Below are 21,721 nucleotides of genomic sequence, written 5' to 3'. Positions count from 1 at the left end.
CAACGCAGGTGCAAGCGGACGCCCTGCTGGGTCACCAGCGGGCGGCAAGGAATTCCGCCACGCGCCGGTAATAGCCCTCCACCTCCGGCACCAGGTTGCCCATGCGCAGGAAGTCGTGGGTCATCCCGCAGCAACGCTCCGCCTCCACCTCCACGCCCTGCTCCACCAGCGCATGAGCGTAGGCCAGGCCTTCGTCCAGCAACGGATCGAACTCGGCCGCGAACAGCAATGCCGGAGCGCTACCTTGCAAAGCAGCACCGGCATGGACCGGCGAGCAGCGCCAATCACTGCGCTGCGTAACGTCAGGCACGTACTGCTGGTAGAACCAGTCCAGGCTGGCCGTCTCCAGCAGATAGCCCTCGGCAAACAGTTCCTCCGATTCAGTACGCGTGCTGGCGTCCGCTGCCGGATAGAACAGCAGTTGGGCACAGGGCTGCTCGGCGCCCTCGCCCGCCAGCTCGGCGCAGAGCACGGTGGCCAGCGTGGCACCCGCGCTGTCGCCGCCAACGGCAAGGCGGCGCGGGTTCAGGCCGAGGTTAGCGGCGGACTCCAGCAACCAGCTCCAGGCATCACGGGCGTCATGGGTCGCAGCCGGGAACGGTGCCTCCGGCGCCAACCGGTAACCCACCGAAATCACCGCGCAATCGCAGTGCTTCGCCAGCCACCGGCACAGCCCGTCATGGGAATCCAGGCTGCCGACCGTGTAGCCGCCACCGTGGAAATACAGGATCGCCGCGTCACCAGCTCCCACTGGCCGGTACAGACGTACCGGCAGCTGGCGGCTCTCCCGCACCGGGATCAGCAGGTCTTCCACCGGCATCGACGGTGCGCCGGCCTTGAGTGACTCCGAGGAAGCCTCGAAGTCCTGTCGCGCCTGCTCCACCGGCAGTTCGTGCAGCGCCGGCCGGCCAGCGCGACGCCCCTCGTCGACCATGTCCAGAAAGGCGGAAATCTCCGGGTGCAGCATGCCGACCTCTTTCATCATTGCGTTCATACCGTGGCTTGCTCCTGGCGCGCGCCGCTTTCCACCTGGGCGCAGCAATGGCCGATCACCCCTTCCAGTTCCGTGCGCAACTGCGCCATCAGCACCTCGATGCGCGACGGGCGGAACACTCGGCGGCTGAACATGCAGCGCAGCGTCAGCTCGCCGTCATAGACCTGGCCGACGATCTCCAGCCAGTTGTTCATCGGCGTGCTGGCGGCGTAGGTGTCGCCGGGCTTTTCCTGCAGCGGCACAAACAGTGCCTTGTCGTCGAAGCTCTGGTCGAACTGGCCGAGGTAGTTGAAGGTGACGCGCGGCTCGGCGCGGGCGGCGAGCTGGCGGCGCAGCGCGCTGTCGCCCAGATAGCGCAGGGCGCCGTAGCCGATGCCCTTGTCCGGCACCGCGCGCAGTTGCTGGCGGATCGCCGGGATGGCCTGGGCGTAGTCGCCCTGCCCCGGCGTCAGGCGCAGCGGGAACAGGCTGGTGAACCAGCCCAGGGTGCGGCTGTGGTCCACCTCGTCGAGGATGTCCTCGCGGCCGTGGCCTTCCAGGCCGATCAGCACCGAGTCACTGTCGCACCATTGGCAAAGCGTGCGCCCAAGAGCAGTCAGCAGCAGGTCGTTGATCTGCGTGCGATAGGCCTCGGGCGCCACCTTCAGCAGGCGCTGGGTCTGCTGGCGGTCCAGGCGCAGGAACAGCTGCTCCAGGTGCGTCATGCGCTCGGCGCCGCGCGGGTTGTCGCGTTGCGGCTCGCCGAGGCCGGCGGGTTCGGTCTGCTCCAGCCAGTACGGCAGGTCGCCTTGCGCCAGTTGGCTGTCGGCGTAGTCGCGCAGACCCTCGGCCCAGGCGCGGTAGGCGCTGGTGCGTTCGAAGCGCGGCGCCGCCTCGCCAGAGAGCTGCGCAACGTAACGCTGCTGCAGCTCTTCCAGCAGAATGCGCCAGGACACGCCGTCCACGCCCAGGTGGTGGATCACCAGCAGCAGGCGCTGGGTGCCGTCGGCCATGTCGGTCAGCACGCCGCGCAGCAGCCGGCCGTCGCTCAGGTCCAGGCTGCGCTGCGCCTGGTTGGCGATCAGCAGCGCCTCCTCGGCATTCGCCACCTGCCGCTGCCAGAGCAGCGCACCGGTGATCTCGCTGGCCTCGCGATAGCGCTGGCGCCACAGGCCGTCAGCCCCACGGGCGAACGACAGCCGCAGGCTGCCATGCTCGGCCAGCAGGCCTTGCAGCGCCGCTTCCAGCGCCTCGGCGTCGAGGCGCTGGCGGCACTCCAGCAGCACCGCCTGGTTGAAGTGGTTCGGCTCCTCCAGCTGCTGCTCGAACATCCATTGCTGGATCGGCACCAGGCCGAAGGATTCGCCATCGTCGGCCACCGCCACAGACACTGTTGGCGCTGCCTCGGCGACGCTCTCGGCGCGCTCCAGCAGGCCGGCGATGGTCTGGTACTGCAGCAGGTCGCGCAGGCGGATTTCCACGCCCTCGCCCAGCGCCTGGCGCGCGCGGGAGACGATCTGCAGGCTGAGGATGGAGTCGCCGCCCAGGTCGAAGAAGTTGTCGCGGACGCCGACGCGCTCCACTTGCAGCACGTCCTGCCAGATGATCGCCAGGGCACGCTCGCGCTCGTTGCGCGGTGCCTCGTAGGCCTCGCCCTGCCAGGTCGGCTCGGGCAGCGCCTTGCGGTCGATCTTGCCGTTGGGCGACAGCGGGAAGCGCTCCAGCCGGAGGATCTGCGCGGGCACCATGTAGTCCGGCACCTGCTCGCGGAGGAAGTTGCGCAGAGTATCGCCTTCCGCTGCACCGACCACATAGCCGACCAGCTGCTTGCCGCTGATGCCGTCGCGGGCCACTACCAGCGCCTCGCTGACCTGCGGGTGATCCTGCAGGCGCGCCTCGATCTCGCCCAGCTCGATGCGGAAGCCGCGAATCTTCACCTGATGGTCGATGCGCCCGACGTAGTCGATCACGCCATCGGCACGGCCGCGCACCAGGTCGCCGCTGCGGTACAGGCGGCCACCCGCTGCATCGAACGGGTCGGCAACGAAGCGCTCGGCCGTCAGCCCGGCGCGCTGGTGGTAACCGCGCGCCAGACCATCGCCGCCGATGTACAGCTCACCGGCCACACCCAGCGGCACCTGGCGCAGCTGCTCATCGAGGATGTACAGCTTGCGCGCGCCGACGCCCTTGCCGATGGGCGCATAGGCGGCATCGCAGGAGGTGGCGCGGTCAGCCTTCCACAGCAGCGGCGTGACCACGGTTTCCGTGGGGCCGTAGCCGTTTATCAGGTGCTCGGCCCGCAGCGCGCGCTTGGCCAGTTCGAAGCTGGCGTTGGGCACTGCGTCGCCGCCAAAGCAGTAGATGCGCACAGGCGGCGGGTTGCCGTCACGCAGCGCGTGCTCGGCCAGTTGCTGCAGGTACACCGGCGGGAAGGCCGCCACGCTCACTTGTTTGTCGTGCAGGACGCGGTAGGTCTGCTCGGGCGTCCACAGCTCATCGCCGCGCAGCACCAGGCTGCCGCCGTGTACCAGGGTGGTCAGCCAGCGTTCATGGGCGCCGTCGAAGGCGAACGACATGAAATGCAGCTCGCGGGTCGCCGCATCCATCCGGTACAGCTCGCCGATGGCCGCACAGTGCATGGCCAGCGGGCCATGGCTGACCGCAACGCCCTTGGGCTTGCCGGTGGAGCCGGAGGTGTAGATCAGGTAGGCGAGGTTTTCCGGCTCCAGGGCCACCACCGGCAGGTCACTGTCTTCGCCGGTGAGGTCGAGGCTGTCGAGCTCCAGGCAGGTCACGCCCCCCGGCAGCGGCAGGCGCTCGCGCAGGCGGCTGTCGGTGATCAGCAGCGCGATACCGGCGTCACTCATCTGGAACTCCAGGCGCTCGCGCGGGTACTCGGCGTCCAGCGGCACGTAGGCACCGCCAGCCTTGAGCACCGCCAGCAGCGCCAACGGAATGCGCACGCTACGCGGCAGGGCCACGCCGACCCGGACTTCCGGGCCGACACCCAGCGCCATCAGGCGATGGGCCAGGCGATTGGAGTCGCGTTCCAGCGCCGCGTAGTCGACTTCCTCGTCGCCGCAGATCAGCGCTACCTCATCGCCACGCAGCGCAGCCTGGCGGGCAATCGCCAGGTGTACCGGCTCGGCCGGCCGCAGCGACTGGTGCGGGCCACGGCAGGCGGCCAGGGCCGCACGGTCACTGGCGGACAGGCATTGCAGCTCGCCGACGCGCTTGCCGGCGCCGTGCAGCAGGCTCTCCAGCACCTGTTCCATATTGCCGCGCAGGCGCGTTACGGCGGCTGCGCTGAAGTGCGCACGCAGGTACTGGTACTCGATCTCCAGGCGCTCGCCGACGCGCACGGCAAGGTCCATGGGGATGCTGGTCTCGTCCTTCGACTTCAGCTCGCCGAAGCGCGGCCCCTGGGCGCTGCGCAGCACCTCGTCGACCGGATAGTTCTCGAACACGATGATGCTGTCGAACAGCGCCTGCCCGGCCTGACCGGCCCAGCGCTGGATGTCGTACAGCGGCGTGTGCTCGAACTCGCGCACGTCCAGGTTGTAGGCCTGCAGCTCGCGCAGCCAGTCGCCGAGGTCGGCATGCTCGGCCGGCGCCTGGACGATGGGCAGCGTATTGATGAACAGGCCCAGCAGGCTGTCGGCGCCGACCAGTTGCGCAGGACGCCCGGCCACGGTGGCACCGAAGGCCACGCGCTGCTGACCGGTGTAGCGTTGCAGCAGAAGGATCCACGCCGCCTGCACCAGGGTATTGAGCGTTACCCGCTGACTGCGGGCGAAGGCCTTCAGGCGCTCGGTGGCCGCCGCGTCGTAGCGGCTGTATTCCAGGCCGTGGCCGCTGCCTTCGACCGGGCGCGCCAGGCTGTCGGCGAGCACGGTGGGCTGGGCAAAGCCTTGCAGGCGAGCGCTCCAGAAGTCCTGCGCCTGTTGCTGGTCCTGCACCTGTAGCCAGTGGATGTAGTCGCGGTAGCGGCCCTGCTCGGCGATGCTCTCGCCGTTGTAGCGGCGCAATGCCTCGGCAAACAGCTGGGCGTTGCTCCAGCCGTCGAGCAGGATGTGGTGGTGGGTGTAAACCAGCTGGTGGCTGGCCTCGGCGCTGCGCACCAGCACCAGGCGCAGCAGCGGCGGGCGCTCCAGGTCGAAGCTGCGGCTGCGTTCGGCGGCGGCCAGTTGGTCCAGCGCCGCGTCCATGTCCTCGCGACCGCGCCAGTCGAGCACTTCCAGCGGCAGCTCGACGTGCTTGTGCACGGCCTGCACCGGCTGTCCGTTGGCTGTCCCGACAGCATGCCAATGCACGCCGGCCCGCAGGTTGTCGTGGGCATCCAGCGCGGCCTGCCAGGCGGCGCGGAAGCGCTCCACGTCCAGGTCCTGCACCTCCACGCGCAGCTGGTTGACGTAGACGCCACCCTCGCTGCCGTCCACGCCGTGGAACAACATGCCCTGCTGCATCGGCGACAGCGGATAGAGGTCTTCGATCTGCTCGGGATTCAGGCCGAGGGCGGCCAGCTGTGCGGCGTCCGGCGCCTCGAAAGCGGCGATGGCAACCGGCGCATCGGCCGCCACGACATCACCGGCCACGCGGGCCAGCGCCTGCAATGTCTGGTGCTGGAACAGGTCCTTCGGGCTCAGCTGCAGGCCGGCGGCGCGAGCGCGGCTGACCACCTGGATGGAGACGATGGAGTCGCCGCCCAGCTCGAAGAAGTTGTCGTCCAGCCCTACGCGCTCAAGGCCGAGCACGGCGCGCCAGATGGCCGCCAGGGTCTGCTCGCGCTCGTTCTCCGGCGCGCGGTAGGTCTTCTGCAACAGGCTGAAGTCCGGCTCCGGCAGCGCCTTGCGGTCGAGCTTGCCGTTGGGGGTCAGCGGCATGCGCTCGAGCTGGACGATCTGCGCGGGGACCATGTAGTCCGGCAGCTCTTCCAGCAAGGCCGCACGCAGGTCACTGTCGATATGCCCCGTGACGTAACCAACCAGTTGCTTCACTTGCCCGGCATCGCGGGCGATCACCACCGCCTCGCGCACACCGGGCTGGCCGAGCAGGCGCGATTCGATCTCGCCCAGCTCGATGCGGAAGCCGCGGATCTTCACCTGGTGATCGATACGGCCGAGGTATTCCAGCACGCCGTCGGCGCGCCAGCGCGCGAGGTCGCCGGTGCGGTACATGCGCGCGCCGGATTCCCTACCGTAGGGATCGGCGACGAAACGCTCGCAGGTCAGTTCCGGGCGCCCGTGGTAGCCGCGCGCCAGGCCGTCGCCGGCGATGTACAGCTCGCCCGCCACGCCGATGGGTGCGGGTTGCAGCTCGCCATCGAGGATGTACAGCTGGGTGTTGGCAATAGGCTTGCCGAGCAGCGCGCGGGCGCCCTTGTCGATCTTCCAGGCCGCCGACCAGATGGTGGTTTCGGTGGGGCCGTAGAGGTTCCAAAGCGCCTCGGCCTGCACGGTGAGCTTGTCCCCCAGCTCGGCGGACAGCGCTTCGCCGCCGCAGAAGAAGCGGCAGCCGGTCAGGCGCGGGAAGTCCTGGTGGCCACTGAGCAGCGTCCAGGTGCTCGGGGTGGCCTGGATAACCGTCACGCCCTGCTCCAGCGCCACCCCGAGCAGACGCGCCGGGTCACGCGCGACGTCGCGGTCGACCAGCACCACACGGCCGCCGACCAGCAGCGGCAGGTACAGCTCCAGCGCGGAGATATCGAAGGACAGCGAGGTCAGCGCAAGCACACGGTCCTGCGCGTTCAGGCCCGGCTCACGGGCCATGCTCAGCATGAAGTTGACCACCCCGCCGTGGCGAACGGCGACGCCCTTGGGCTTGCCGGTGGAGCCAGAGGTATAGATGACGTAGGCCAGATCATCCGGCTTGGCGAGGTTTGCCAGATCGTTGTCGGCGTAGCCATCCAGCTGCGCCCAGTCGCGGTCCAGGCAGAACGCGCGGGCGCCCGTCTGCGGCAGCTCGCCGAGCAGGTGCTGCTGGGTCAGCAGCAGACGCACGCCGCCGTCTTCGAGCATGTGCGCCAGGCGTTCGGCGGGGAACTCCGGGTCCAGCGGCACATAGGCGCCGCCGGCCTTGAGCACCGCCAGCAGCGCTACCGGCAGCTCCACCGAGCGCTCCAGCGCGACGCCGACACGGCTGTCCGCGCCGACACCCTGCTCGCGCAGCCAATGCGCGAGGCGGTTGGCGCGGCTGTTCAGCTCGGCGTAGCTGAAGCTGCGCTGGCCGTCGGTAAGCGCCACCTCAGCGGGCGAGCGCTGCACCTGCTGCTCGATCAGCTGATGCAGGCAGGCATCGCGCGGGTAGTCCATCGCGGTGGCGTTCCAGCCGTAGAGCAGTTGTTCGCGTTCGCTGCCATCCAGCAGCGGCAGGCGCGCCACCGGGCATTGCGGCTCGCGCACCAGGGCCTGCAGCAGGTTGAGGAAGTGCCCGCTCAGGCGCTGGATGGTCGCTGCGTCGAACTGGTCGGTGGCGTACATGAACTGCCCGCGCACCTGGCCGTCGCGGCTTTCCTCGGTGTTCAGGGTCAGGTCGAACTTGGCGATGCCGCTGTCCAGCTCCAGGCTTTCCAGCTGCAGGCCGCCGGGCAGCTCGCGCAGGGCATCGCGGCGGCTCGGCTGGTGGTTGCAGGCCACCTGGAACAGTGGGTTGTAGCTCAGGCTGCGTTCGGGCTGCAGGGCATCTACCAGTTGCTCGAACGGCAGGTCCGGGTTGGCCTGGGCACCCAACACTGCTTCGCGGGTACGGGCAAGGAAGGCGTTGAAGGATTCGTCGCCGTCGATGCGCGCCGACAGTACCTGGGTATTCACGAAGAAGCCGATCAGCCTTTCGCTTTCGGCACGGCCACGGCCGGCGATGGGCACGCCCACGCGCAGCTCGCGCTGGCCGCTGTAGCGCGACAGCAGCAGCTGGTAGGCCGCGAGGATCAGCATGAACAGCGTGGCGCCCTGCCCACGCGCCAGTTCGCGCAGGGAATCGCTGAGCGCACGGGGCAGCTCGAAGTCCAGCGTCGCGCCGCGGTAGCTCTGCACCAGCGGGCGCGGCCGGTCGCCCGGCAGGGTCAGCAGCAGGGATTCGTCGCCCAGCTGTTCCTTCCAGTAGGCCAGCTGCCGCTCGCCCTCGCCGGCCGCCAGCCACAGGCGCTGCCAGCGGGCCATGTCGCTGTACTGGATCGGCAAGGTTTCCAGCTGGGCCTGGGTGCCTAGCACCTCGGCGCTGTAGAGAGCAGCGAACTCGTCGATCAGCACGCCGATGGACCAGCCGTCGGCAATGATGTGGTGCAGGTTCACCAGCAGCAGCGCCTCGCCCGGCAGGCGCGCCAGGTGCAGGCGCAGCAGCGGGCCTTCGGCGAGATCGAAGGAGCGCTGGGCGCACTCGTTGAGCCATTGCCGCGCTTCGGCTTCGTTACTGAAGTCCTTCGCCTCCAGATGCGCCGGGCCCGGAGGCAGGATGCATTGCAGCACCTCGCCATCCGCCGCACCTTGCGGCGGATGACGCTGCGCGTCATTCGCCCTACCAGAGCGGTCCTCTGTCGTGCCCTGAACCTCGCCAGCCGGCTCCCGTAGGGCGCATAACGCGCCAGCGTTATCCGCCGAAACGTTGACCGTGCGGAAGACCGTCCGCAGGCTTTCATGGCGCGCGATCAGCGCGGCGAAGGCCCGCTGCAGCGCACCCTCGTCCAGCACGCCGCGCAGGCGCACGGCAGCGGGAATGTTGTAGGCGGCGCTGTGCGGTTCCATCTGCCAGAGGAACCACAGGCGCGCCTGGGCTGCCGAGAGCGGCGCGTGCTCGCGCCCCTCGCGCAGGATCGGCAGTCGCGACAGGCTCACGCCTTTCTCGCGCAGCTGACGCAGGAAGACGATCTGCTTGTCCTCGGGCAGCGCGCCAAGGCGCTCCGCGACCTGTTTCAGCTGGGCGTCCATCGGTTGACTCATTACAGGTTCTCCAGCTCGCCGAGCAGTTCGTCCATCAGGTCCAGTTCCTCTTCCGCGCTGGCGGCGCCTGCCCGCTGGGCTTCGATCCAGGCGGCCAGCGCCTCGATATTGCTCAGCTCGAACAGGCGGTGCAGCGGCAGTTCCAGGCCCAGGCGCTGACGCAGGGTCAGGCCGACCTGGGTGAGCAGCAGCGAATGGCCGCCCAGTTCGAAGAAGTCGTCGTGCAGGCCGACGCGGTCCACCTGCAGCACGTGCTGCCAGATGCCGGCCAGTTCGACTTCCAGGTCGCTGCGCGGCGCCATGTACTCGCGCAGGCTGTCGCCCAGCTGCGGGTCCGGCAGGGCCTTGCGGTCAAGCTTGCCGTTGGGCGACAGCGGCATGGCGTCGAGGGCGATGATTCGCGACGGCACCATGTAGTCCGGCAATTCGCCTTGCAGCGCCTGACGCAGGGCTTCGGGCTCGGCGCTGGCGACCACGTAGGCCAGCAGCACGCCGTCCTTGGCCACCACTACCGCTTCGCTGACCTGCGGATGGGCCTGCAGGCGCGCCTCGATCTCGCCCAGTTCGATACGCAGGCCGCGAATCTTCACCTGGTGATCGAGACGGCCGAGGTATTCGATGGCGCCGTCTTCGCGCTGGCGAGCCAGATCGCCGGTACGGTACAGGCGTTCTCCACTGCCGAACGGGTCGGCAATGAAACGCTCGGCAGTCAGGCCGGGACGCGCGTGGTAACCGCGCGCCAGGCCCACGCCGCCGATGTACAGCTCGCCGGCCACGCCTTGCGGCACCGGTTCCAGGCGCTCGTCCAGCAGCACCAGGCGCAGGTTGTCGATGGGCCGGCCGATGGGCACGACCTGCCGCGCGTTGTCCTCGTCACAGGCCCAGAAGCTGACGTCGATCGCCGCTTCGGTCGGGCCGTAGAGGTTGTGCAGCTTCGCACTGCTGCGCTGGCGGAACTGCTGTTGCAGCTCATAGGGCAGCGCCTCGCCGGAGCACATCACCTGCAGCAGCGACGGGCAGCGCTCCAGTTCACCGGAGGCGACGAAGGCCTGCAGCATCGACGGCACGAAGTGCAACGTCGTGACCTGCCCCGCCTCGATCACCTGACGCAGCGCCAGCGGATCGCGATGCGCGCCGGGCGCGGCGACCACCAGGGCGGCGCCGGTCAGCAGCGGCCAGAAGAACTCCCACACCGACACGTCGAAGCTGAACGGAGTCTTCTGCAGCACGCGATCGGAGGCGTCCAGCGCGTAGGCCTTCTGCATCCAGTTCAGGCGATTGACCAGCGCGCGATGGCTGTTGCCGGCCCCCTTGGGCTTACCGGTGGAGCCGGAGGTGTAGATCAGGTACGCCAGGCTCTGCGGGCTGCCGGCGCTGGCCGGGTTCTGCTCGGAGGCCGTGGCGATCTCGCCCCACTGGCTGTCCAGGCAGATCAGCTCAGCAGTGCTCGCCGGCAGGCGATCCAGCAGGTGCTGCTGGGTCAGCAGCAGGCTCACGCCGCTATCGGCCAGCATGTGCTGCAGGCGTTCCTGCGGGTAGTCCGGGTCCATCGGCACGTAGGCGCCGCCGGCCTTGACGATGCCCAGCAGGGCCACCACCAGTTCCACCGAACGCTCGGCGGCCACACCGACCAGTACGTCCGGGCCGACGCCCTGACCACGCAACCAGTGCGCGAGCTGGTTGGCACGGGCATTGAGCTGGGCGTAGCTCAGGCGCTCATCACCGAATTGTACGGCCAGCGCCTCCGGGGTCGCGGCGACCTGCCGCTCGATCAGCTCCTGCAGTTGCACGTCGGCGGGGAATTTCGCCTCGGTGTCATTGAAGCGCTGCAGCAGTTCGTTGCGCTCGGCGTCGGCCAGTTGGCTGACCCGGCCCAACGGGCGCTCGGCATCTTCCACCAGCGTCAGCAGCAGGTGCTCGAAGTGCCCGCGCAGCTGCTCGATCTGGCTCGCGCTCAAGCGGTCGGCGCGGTAGGTGTAGCGCACGTCCAGCTGTTCGCCGGCGCTGGCTACCAGGGCCAGGGCGTAGTTGGTACCGTCCACCGGGTGGTGGCCGAGGATGCGCAGGTCGTCCTCGCTGGACGAGGACAGCGCCGCATCCATGGGGAAGTTCTCGAACACGATGATGCTGTCGAACATCGCCTGCCCGCCACGGCCGGCCCAGCGCTGGATGTCGTACAGCGGCGTGTGCTCGAACTCGCGCACGTCGAGGTTGAAGGCCTGCAGCTCGCGCAGCCAGTCGCCCACGCGCTGGGCGTCATCCGGGCTTTGCAGGATCGGCAGGGTGTTGATGAACAGGCCGAGGCTCTCTTCCGCCCCCGGCAGCGTGGCCGGGCGCCCTGCCACGGTGGCGCCGAAGGTCACGCTGCGCTGGCCGCAGTAGCGTTGCAGCAGCAGCGCCCAGGCGCCCTGCACCAGGGTGTTGAGGGTGATGCGCTGGGCCTGGGCAAAGCGTTGCAGCGGCGCGCTGTCGAGGCGGCTGTGCAGCTCGCGCAGCGGCTCCTCGCGGAAACCGGCGTTGCAGGCGGTGGCCAGCAGGGTCGGCTCGTCGAAGCCCTTCAGCCGCTCGCACCAGAAGCCCTCGCCCGCCGCGCCGTCCTGGGCGTGCAGCCAGCCGATGTAGTCGGCGTACTGCGCCGCCGGCGCCGGCAGTGCTTCGCCCCGGTAGAGCGCGAGCACTTCGCCGATTAGCCGCGCGCTGCTCCAGCCGTCCAGCAGCAGGTGGTGGCAGGTCCAGATCAGGTGGTAGCGGCGCTCGCCCAGGCGTACCAGCGCCAGGCGTTGCAGCGGCGGTTTGGCCAGGTCGAAGCCGAGGTTGCGCTGGGCGTCAGCGACCTTTTCAAGTTGCTGTGCGCTGACCTGCTGGTCGCGCCAGTCGAAGGACTGCACCGGCAACTGCACGTCGCGCAGGACGAACTGCAGCGGCGCGGTGTCGGCACTGGCGAGGAAGCCGGTGCGCAGGCTGGCATGGCGGGCGATGACCGCGCGCCAGGCATCGAGGAAACGAGCCTCGTCGAGACCCTCCAGATCGACGCGCAGTTGGTTGACGTAGAGCGAGGAGCCCGGCACGTCGAGGGCGTGGAACAGCATGCCCTGTTGCATCGGCGACAGCGGATAGAGGTCTTCCACCCCGGCCGGCAACGGCAGTGCGTCGAGCTGTTGCTGGTCGAGATCGAGCAGCGGCAGGTCATTTGCGCCGAGCTTGTAGGGATGGCTCAGGCAGTAAGCAACCAGTGCTTGCAGCTCGGCGCGCAGCAGCGCTTGCAGCTCATCGATGTCTGCTGCATCGAACATGGCGCTGCTGTAGGTGACCTCCAGGCTCAGTTCGCCGCCGAGCACGCGGCCGGCGTAGACCAGCGCGTTACCCAGTGCAGCGTTCAGCGGCTGGCTGCGGCCCACGCCTTCGAAGGCCGGCAGGAAATCGGCGTCGGCGAAGGCCTGGTCGAGCTGGCCGAGGTAGTTGAAGGTCACCTGCGGCGCTGCCAGGTCTCGCAGGCTGGCGGCGTGCTGGCTGAGGTAGCGCAGCTGGCCGTAGCCGATACCGGCACGCGGCAGTTCGCGCAGGTGTTCACGGGTGGCGCGCAGGTCCGCACCCGGCTCGCCACCGGCTTGCAGGCGTACGGGATAGAGCGCGGTAAACCAGCCCACGGAACGGCTCAGGTCCAGCGCGGCTTCGCCATCGAAGACGTCGCGGCCGTGGCCTTCCATCTCCACCAGCGCAGAGCTTTCACCGGTCCAGGCGCAGAGGGCGCGGGCCAGCGCGGTCAGCAGCAGGTCGTTGATCTGCAGGCGCTGCGCTTTCAGTGCCGGGCCGAGCAGTTGGCGGGTGGTCTCGGCGTCGAGGCTGAAGCGCGCGTTGGCGGCTTCCTTCCAGGTGGCCGAGGCGCCGCTGCGGGCGCGGGTCAGACGCGGCGCATCGCGCAGTTCGGCCTGCCAGTAGCCAAGCTCAGCCGCAGCGCCATTGGCAGCCGCCTGCTGGCGGGCGCTCCAGGCCTGGTAGCTGTCGCTGCGCGGCAATGCGGCAGGCGTGCGGCCGGCGCGTAGTTCGCGGTAGGCATATTGCAGGTCCTCCAGCAGGATGCGCCAGGAAACGCCATCCACCGCCAGGTGATGGATCACCAGCAGCAGGCGCTCGCTGCCATCCTCCAGGCCGACCTGCATGGCGCGCAGCAGCGGGCCATTGGCGATATCCAGGCTGGCCTGGGCGTCATCGCACAGGCGTTCCAGGGTGCGGGCGTCAGCGGCGCGGCGACGCCACAGCAGCGTCATATCCAGCGGGCCGTGTTCGGCGTAACGCTGGCGGTTGCCGTCGAAGCGCAGGCGCAGCGCGTCGTGCTGGCCGACCAGCCAGTGCAGCGCGCGGGCGAGCACGTCGCCGTCCAGCGCTTCACGCGGTTGCAGCAGCAAAGCCTGGTTCCAGTGGTGACGCTGGGCGCTCGGCACGCGCTCGAAGAAGCGCGCCTGTACCGGCGACAGGGCCACCTCAGCGCTGACAGCAGCAACCGGCGCGGGTGCTGCCGGGGCAGCCGGAGCGCGGCTTTCCAGCCACTGCGCCAGTTGGCGGACGCTCTGCCGCTCGAACAGCTGTTTCGGGCTGAGCTTGTAGCCGAGTTTGCGGATGCGCGCGATGATCTGCAGGCTGAGGATGGAGTCGCCGCCCAGCTCGAAGAAGTTGTCTTCGGCGCCAACGCGCTCGACTTTCAGCACTGCCTGCCAGATAGCGGCGATGCGCTGTTCCAGCTCGCTCAGCGGCGCACTGTCCGCGACCTTGGTGACCGCCTCGGCACGCGGCAGCGCCTTGCGGTCGACCTTGCCGTTGGCGTTCAGCGGCAGGCGTTCCAGCAGCATCAGCTGGGCCGGCAGCAGGTATTCCGGAACGGCAGCGGCCAGGGCTTCGCGCAGGCTTTCCACGCTCGGCCCTTCAGCCACGGCCCAGGCCAGCAGCCTCATCGGGCCGTCGTTGTCACGCTCGGCCAGCGCCACGGCATCACGCACGCCGGGCAAGCGCTTGAGCGCTTGCGCCAGTTCACCCGGCTCGACGCGGTAACCACGGATCTTCACCTGGTCATCGACGCGGCCGAGGAATTCCACGACGCCGCGACGGCTCAGCCGCACGCGGTCGCCACTGCGGTACAGGTGCTCGCCCTCAATCGCCACGAAGCGCTCGGCGGTCATTTCCGGCTGGCCGAGGTAACCCAGCGCCAGGCCGGCGCCGCCGATGTACAGCTCGCCGGGCACGCCCGGCAGCAGGTCGCGGCCGTTCTCGTCAAGCACGCGAATGGCACTGTTGGCCAGCGGCGTACCGATGGGCAGGCTGCCTGCCGGCAGGTCGTCCAGCAGCGACCATTCGTGGGTCAGCACGCCCACGGTGGATTCACTGGGGCCGTAGTGGTTGACGATGCGCAGCTTGGGCGACAGCTCGCGGATCGGCTGCAACAGCGCGCGGTCGCAGGCTTCACCGCCTACCACCAGCAGACGCCGCGGCAGCACGGCGGCAGCGTTGGGCGCGGCGGCCAGCAGGCCGGCGAGATGGCTGGGGACGATCTTCAGTACGTCCACGTCCTGCATGAACGCGGCAAAACGCTCGGCATCGGCCACGGCCTGGGCATCCGCCAGGTGCAAGCGACCGCCGCCGCACAGCGCGCCGAACAGCGTGGTGTGGCCGAGGTCGGCAGCCACCGAGGAGACCATCGCCAAGCCCAGGCCGTGGGCGCGGCCCTGGTCCAGTTGCAGGCGTTCGAGCACGGCCTGCACATAGTTGGCGAGCGCCGCGTGGCTGACGCGCACGCCCTTGGGTTGGCCTGTCGAGCCGGACGTGAAGATCACATAGGCAGCCTGCTGCGGGTCGATGCTCCGCGCAGGTACGGCGTTGCTGCCCTGCTCCGGACCACCAGCCGGGATCAGCGTGGCGGCGCCGAAGGTTTCCAGCAGCGCGGCATCACTCACCAGCACGCGGCCGATGCCGTTGTCGGCGAGCAACTGGCGCAGACGCTCGGCCGGTTGCGCCGGGTCCAGCGGCACATAGGTGGCGCCGGCCTTGAGCACGCCCAGCAGCAGGAGCACCCACTGCGCGCTGCGCTCCTGGCAGAGGGCGATGCACTCGCCCTGCTCCACGCCGCTGGCGATCAGCGCGTTGGCCAGGCGGTTGCTGCGCTGGTCCAGCTCGGCGTAGCTATAGCGGATGCTGTCGTCCTGCACGGCGATGGCGTCCGGCTGCGCGGCGACCTGCGCGGCAAACAGGCCGAGTACGTCGGATTGCGGCCATTGCCGGGCCTCACCGCGACGGCGCGAAGCCACCGGGCGCGGCAGTTCGCCAAGGGCGCGCTGCGGTTCGGCGCACAGCTGGCGCAGCAGCGCTTCGAACTGCCCGGCGATGGCGGCGACGCTGTCCTCGTCGAACAGGTCGCGGGCATAGACGAAGCTGCCGCGCAGCTCGTCGCCCGGCTGGCCGCTGGCGTCCAGCGCCTCGGCCATGTCCAGGGCGAGGTCGAAGCGCGCGCCGTACTGTTCTTCGCTGAACAGTTCCAGCTTCAGCGCGCCGGCATCGGGCAGGCGGCTGACGTCGAAGCCGAAGTTGAACTTCACCTGCACCAGCGGGTTGTAGGCCAGGCTGCGCTCGGGCTGCAGGGCTTCCACCAGTTGTTCGAACGGCAGGTCCTGGTGCGCCTGGGCGCCCAGGGCCAGCGGCTTGAGGCGAGCCAGCAGCGCGGCGAAGGACTCGTCGTCGGCCAGCGCGCAGGGCATGACCTGGGTGTTGACGAAGAAGCCGATCAGCCCCTCGGTTTCCAGCTGCTGGCGGTTGGCGATGGGCACTGCGACGCGCAGGTCGCGCTGGCCGCTGTAGCGTTGCATCAGCACGGCGTAGGCACCGAGCAGCAGCATGAACAGGGTGACGTCCTGCTCGCGCGCCAGTTGCTTGAGGCGGCTGCCGAGACCGGCGTCCAGGCTGAAGCCGAGGCTGCCGCCACGGTAGCTCTGCACGGCCGGGCGCGGGCGGTCGGCGGCCAGTTCCAGCACGGGCGTCTCGAGGCTCAGTTGCTCGGTCCACCAGCTCAGCTGACGCTGGCCCTCCTCGCCCGCCAGCAGCTCGCGCTGCCACTGGGCGTAGTCGGCGTATTGCGCCGGCAGCTCCGGCAGTTGAAGTTCTTCGCCTGCTGCGAAGGCGCCGTAAAGACGACTGAATTCGTCCACCAGCACACGGATCGACCAGCCATCGGAGACGATGTGGTGCATCGTCAGCAGCAATACATGGTCGGCATCGGCCAGCTTGATAAGGGTCAGGCGCAGCAGCGGGCCGTTGCGCAGGTCGAACGGACGCTGTGCTTCTTCCTCGGCCAACTGGCGGGCGGCACTTTCGGCCTCTTTTTCAGCGGACAGATCGACCCGCGCGAGGCCCAGGGGCTGCGCCGGCTGGATGTGCTGGAAGGCCTGGCCGTCCACCTCATCGAAGGTGGTGCGCAGGGTTTCGTGGCGCGCCACCAGGGCATCGAAGGCACGGCGCAGCGCAGACTCGTCGAGCTGGCCGCGCAGGCGCAGCGCACCCGGCACGTTGTAGGCGGCGCTGGTCGGCTCCATCTGCCAGAAGAACCACAGGCGGCTCTGGGCGGCGGATAGCGGCAGGTCGCCGTCGCGGGCCACGGCGCGTAGTGCCGGGCGAGCGCTGGGCGCAAGAGCTGTCAGCCGTGCAGCGAATTCGTCCAGACGGCTGGCTTCGAACAGGTCGCGCAGCGGCACTTCGCAACCGAGGTCGCGGCGCAGGCGAGAGATGACCTGGGTGGCCAGCAGCGAGTGGCCGCCCAGTTCGAAGAAGTCGTCCTCGCGGCCCACCGCCGGCACGCCGAGCACTTCCGCCCAGACAGCGGCGACGCGGCTTTCCAGGCCGTCGCGCGGGGCTTCGGCGGTGCTGGCGGCTTCCTGCGGCTCGGGCAGCGCCTTGCGGTCGATCTTGCCGTTGGCGTTGAGCGGCATCTGCTCCAGCACGAGGATGCGCGACGGCACCATGTAGTCCGGCAGCTGTGCGCGCAGGGCGGCTTTCAGCGCATCTTCGGCGAGGCTGTCACCACAGACATAACCCAGCAGGCGCTTGCCACGCTCACTTTCGCGGGCGATCACCGCCGCTTCGCGCACGCCGGTCAGCGCACGCAGGCGGGCTTCGATCTCGCCCGGCTCGATGCGGAAGCCGCGAATCTTCACCTGCTGGTCGACGCGGCCGAGGTAGTCCAGCGAACCGTCTTCGCGCCAGCGCACGCGGTCGCCGCTGCGGTACAGGCGAAGGCCGTCGGCGTAAGGGTCGGCCACGAAGCGTTCGGCAGTCATGCCGGCGCGCTGGTGGTAACCACGGGCGAGGCCGTGGCCGCCGATGTACAGCTCACCGGCCACGCCGCGCGGCAGCGGCTGCAGTCGGTCGTCGAGGATGTACAGGCTGCGCTCGCCGACCACTTCGCCGATGGGCGCGTAGGCCGCGCCGCAAGTGGTACGTGCATCGGCTTTCCACAGCATGGGGGTGACCACGGTTTCGGTCGGGCCGTAGCCGTTGATCAGGTGTTCGGGTTTGAGCGCCCGGTGCGCCAGGTGATAGGCCGCTTCCGGCACCGCATCGCCGCCGAAGCAGTAGATGCGCATGCTCGGCGCGTGACCGGTGATCAGAGCTTGCTCAGCCAACTGCTGCAGGTAGGCCGGCGGGAAGGCGGAGACCGTCACAGCATGGCGGCGCAGCTGTTCCAGGGTCTGCTCGGCGGTCCAGAGCGCGTCATTGCGGATCAGCAGGCTGCCACCGTGGGACAACGCGGTGAGCCAGCGTTCGTGGGCACCGTCGAAGGCGAAGGACATGAAGATCAGCTCGCGGTCGGCGTCGCTCATGGCGTAGCGCTGGCCGATGGCGCGGCAGTGCGCGGCAATCTCGCCGTGGGCGACGGCAACGCCCTTGGGCTGGCCGGTGGAGCCGGAGGTGTAGATCAGGTAGGCGAGGTTCTGCGCCTGGGTGCGCACCAGCGGGCGCACGGCCAGGGCGTTGCCGAGGTCGGCTTCTTCCAGCACCAGGCGCTCGACACCTACGGGCAGCGGCAGGCGTTCGGCCAGCTCGGCGTTGGTCAGCAGCAGGTCGACGCCGGCGTCCTGCATCAGCCAGGCCAGGCGCTCTTCGGGGTAGTCGATGTCCAGCGGCAGGTAGGCGCCGCCAGCTTTCATGACGGCCAGCAGGGCCAGCGGGATGTCCACGCCGCGCGGCAGAGCCACGGCGACTCGGCGCTCGGCGCCGATGCCACGCTGGATCAGGCGTTGCGCCAGGCGGTTGGAGCGATCCTCCAGCTCGGCGAAATTCACTTCGCGCTGCTCGTCGAGCAGCGCGACCTTGGCCGGATGGCGGCGGGCCTGGGCGGCGATGGTCTCGCTCAGCGCCTCGAAAGCCGGCGCGTCACCGGCCACGGCGATGCTCCAGTCACTGGCGGGCAGCCAGTCACGGGCGTCCAGCACGGCGTCGGCATTGAGCTGCGGCAAGGCGCGCAGCAGGTCGAGGAAGTGCCCGACGAGGCGCTGCATGCCATTGGCGGCGTACCGCTCGCGGGCATAGCAGAAGCTCAGCCGCAGGGTCTGTTCGCCCTCGCGGACGCGCAGCACCAGGTCGAAGGGTGTTTCCAGGTCGATCTGTTCCAGGGTTTCCACGCTGACGCCGGGCAGGCCGTTGCCGGCGCGCGGCTGCCACTGGTGGTCGAAGGCGACCTGGCACAGCGGATGGCGGCCGTGGCCGCGTTCGGGTTGCAGCGCCTCTACCAGTTGCTCGAACGGCAGGCCCTGGTGCGCCTGGGCTTGCAGGAGGTCGTCGCGCAGTTGGCGGAGCACGCCGCGCAGGCTGGCGCCTTCGGGCAGCTCGCTGCGCAGCACCAGAAGGTTGACGAAGAAGCCGACCAGTCGCTCGCTGTCGAGCTGCTCGCGGCCGGCCTGGGTCAGGCCGATGCGCAGGTCGTGCTGGCCGCTGTAGCGCTGCAGCAGCAGGTTGTAGGCACTGAGCAGGAGCATCGGCAGGGTCGCGCCGTGGGCCTGGGCCAGGCTGCGCAGTTTCGCGGTCAGCTCGGCGTCCACTTCGCGTTCGATCAGCTCGGCGCTCTGGCCTTTCTCTCCCGTCGTGAAAGGCAGCTCCAACGGCGAATGCTGGTTGCCCAGGCGCTCGCTCCACCAGTCCAGCAGACGCGCGCCCTCGCCCGCTTCCAGCTTGTGCTGCTGGGCGGCGGCGAGGTCGAGGTACTGGCGCGGCAGCACCGGCAGCACGGGCTCGCGCTGTTCGACGATGGCGCGGTAGCACTCGGCAAACTCGTCCAGCAGCAGGTTCAGCGACCAGCCGTCAGCGATGATGTGATGCACGCAGAGCAGCAGCGCCTGGCGGCCACCGCCGAGGTTCTGCAGGCGCAGGCGCAGCAGCGGGCCGCTGGCCAGGTCGAAGGGCTGTGCGGCGAAGGCATCGGCATCCTCGCGGGCGGCGATGTCGCGGCGGGCGTTGCCCAGGGAGCTGAAGTCGCTCTCGGTCAGCTCCACTTGAGCAGCGTCGGACAGGCTCAGCGACACCTCGCCATCGGCCTGTTCGATGAAGCGGCTGCGCAGGGTTTCATGGCGGCCCAGCAGCACGGCGAAGGCTTGCTCCACGGCCGGGCGGCGCAGTTCACCGCGCAGGTTCATGCGGCCGGCGATGTGGTAGACGGCGCTTTCCGGCTCCAGCTTCCAGAGGAACCACAGGCGGCGCTGGGCCGGCGACAGCGGCAGCAGGCCGTCACGCGGGACCTGCGGCACGCTTTCAACTTCAGCAGTCGGCAGGGCTGCCAGTGCGGCGGCGAAGGCGCCGAGCTCCGGCGCTTCGAACAGCAGGCGCAATTCCACGGCGCGGCCGAGGCGCTCGCGCAGGCGCGCCATCAACTGGGTGGCCTTGATCGAGTTGCCGCCCAGGGCGAAGAAGTTGTCGTCGCGGCGGATCGCCGGCAGCTCCAGCACTTCGCTCCACAGCGCGGCGATGGCTTGCTCTTCGGCAGACAGTGGTGCGACCGGCTTGGCGCTGGCGCCATCGCTGATCGGCTCGCCGGCGCGCTGGATGGCGTAGGCCTGCAAGCTGCCGTCGAGCAACTGGGTGCGGCAGGCCGAGCGTTGCAGCTTGCCGCTGGAGGTCTTGGGCAGTGCGCCCGGCTCCAGCAGCGCCACCACCAGCGGCGCTTCCTGGAAGGTTTCCGCCACGGCGGCGGAGATAGCTTTCGCCAGCGCCTCGGCGGAGATCAGCTTGCGCACGCTGCGCCCGACTTCGGCGGCGATGCCGATGCCCTCGCGGCCCTGATGCTCGATGGCGAAGGCGGAAACGCGGCCCTTGCGCACCAGGTCCACCTCTTCCTCGACGCAGCGTTCCAGGTCCTGCGGGTAGAGGTTCTGGCCACGGACGATGAGCATGTCCTTGAGGCGGCCGGTGACGAAGAGTTCGTCGTTGTGCAGGAAGCCCAGGTCGCCGGTGCGCAGCCAGGTGCGGCCGTCCTTTTCGACGAAGGTGCGCGCGCTGGCTTCCGGGTTGCGCCAATAACCGAGGGCAACGCTGGGGCCGCTGCTCCAGATTTCGCCGACGCGGTCCGGGCCGAGGCTTTCGCCGCTCAACGGGTCGACCAGCTGGATTTCATGGTCGGGCTGGGCGCGGCCGCAGTTGATCAGCGAGGTGCCGCGGCCCGGACGGGCGATGTTCTCGCCCAGGGCATCGAGGTCCACTTCCAGTTGGCCGATGCCGTCGCCGCGCACGCCACCGGTGACGAACAGGGTCGCTTCGGCAAGGCCGTAGCAGGCGTAGAAGGACGAGGCGTCGAACTGCGCCGGGGCGAACCAGGCGGCGAAGCGCTCCAGGGTGTCCGGGCGGATCGGCTCGGAGCCGGAGAAGGCCACGCGCCATTTGCTCAGGTCGAGACCTTCCATGGCCGCCTCGTTGACCCGCTCGCAGCACAGGCGGTAGGCGAAGTCCGGCCCGCCGCTGACGGTGCCGCCGAAGCGGGCGATGGCTTCCAGCCAGCGGCGCGGGCGCTCGAGGAAGTAGCGCGGCGACATCAGCACACATTCGATGCCGCTGTAGATCGGTTGCAGCAGGCCGCCGATCAGGCCCATGTCGTGGAACAACGGCAGCCAGCTGACGATCACGTCGTCGTCGCCGATGCCGAAGCCCTGGCGGATCAGGCGCTCGTTGGCCACCAGGTTGCCGTGGCTGACCTGCACGCCCTTGGGCGTCGAGGTGGAGCCGGAGGTGTATTGCAGGAAGGCGATGTCGTCGTCGGCCAGTTCGGGCATCTGCCACTCGACGGCCAGCGCCGGGTCGGCCTGGTCCACCGCCAGCAGCAGCGGGCTGTCGCCGCTCTCGCGTTCGCAGGCCGGGCGCAGGGCTTCGATCAGCGTGGAATCGGTGAGCACCAGGCTTGGTTCGGCGTCATCGAGGATCGAGCGCAGGCGCGCCAGGTGCTGCGGGCGCACGGATTCCGGCGGATAGGCCGGCACGGCGATGATTCCCGAATAGAGGCAGGCGAAGAACGCGGTGACGTACTCCGGGCCGCTGGGCAGCAGCAATACGGCGCGGTCGCCATGCTGGCCGTGGCGCAACATCCAGGCGGCCATGGCGCGGGCGCGCTCGTCCAGCTCGCGGAAGCTGATGGGCTGTTCGACATTCTCGGCGATGAATCGCAGGGCAGTCTTGCGCGGCATTTCGCAGGCGCGTTGCAGCAGGGCCTCGACCAGGTTTCCTGCGGCTTCGTAACGGTCGTTCATGACATCACCTGTTCTGTCGGCGGGCGCGTGGGGCCCGCCGGAGGGAAATT

3 protein-coding genes are annotated in these 21,721 nt (G+C 69.2%); all 3 read right to left on the bottom strand.

Going from position 1 to position 21,721, the window contains the following annotated elements; translation table 11 throughout:
• Window positions 1-31 precede the first annotated feature (31 nt).
• The 3 genes from IB255_RS27150 to IB255_RS27140 are packed head-to-tail and all read right to left on the bottom strand — an operon-like array spanning window position 32 to window position 21,671.
• Window positions 32-994 (bottom strand): alpha/beta hydrolase, encoded by a 963-nt coding sequence (locus IB255_RS27150; protein ID WP_081516998.1) that lies wholly within the window; start codon window positions 992-994, stop codon window positions 32-34.
• Window positions 991-8,907 carry a non-ribosomal peptide synthetase gene (locus IB255_RS27145; protein ID WP_081516997.1) on the bottom strand — a complete coding sequence of 2,639 codons (7,917 nt, stop codon included), beginning with the start codon at window positions 8,905-8,907 and terminating at the stop codon, window positions 991-993. Before IB255_RS27145 ends, IB255_RS27150 begins: the two co-directional genes overlap by 4 nt.
• Entirely contained in the window at window positions 8,907-21,671 is a 12,765-nt protein-coding gene (locus IB255_RS27140) for a non-ribosomal peptide synthase/polyketide synthase (RefSeq protein WP_192211113.1), read from the bottom strand. Before IB255_RS27140 ends, IB255_RS27145 begins: the two co-directional genes overlap by 1 nt.
• Window positions 21,672-21,721: the final 50 nt, after the last annotated feature.

The sequence above is a fragment of the Pseudomonas sp. PDM22 genome, assembly GCF_014851965.1.
GTDB lineage: Bacteria > Pseudomonadota > Gammaproteobacteria > Pseudomonadales > Pseudomonadaceae > Pseudomonas.
This window is presented reverse-complemented; position numbering and strand designations above follow the sequence as displayed.

Coding starts and splice junctions, on each gene's coding strand:
- IB255_RS27145 (WP_081516997.1), bottom strand. CDS start 8,907: ATGAGTCAACCGATGGACGCCCAGCTGAAACAGGTCGCGGAGCGCCTT.
- IB255_RS27150 (WP_081516998.1), bottom strand. CDS start 994: ATGAACGCAATGATGAAAGAGGTCGGCATGCTGCACCCGGAGATTTCC.
- IB255_RS27140 (WP_192211113.1), bottom strand. CDS start 21,671: ATGAACGACCGTTACGAAGCCGCAGGAAACCTGGTCGAGGCCCTGCTG.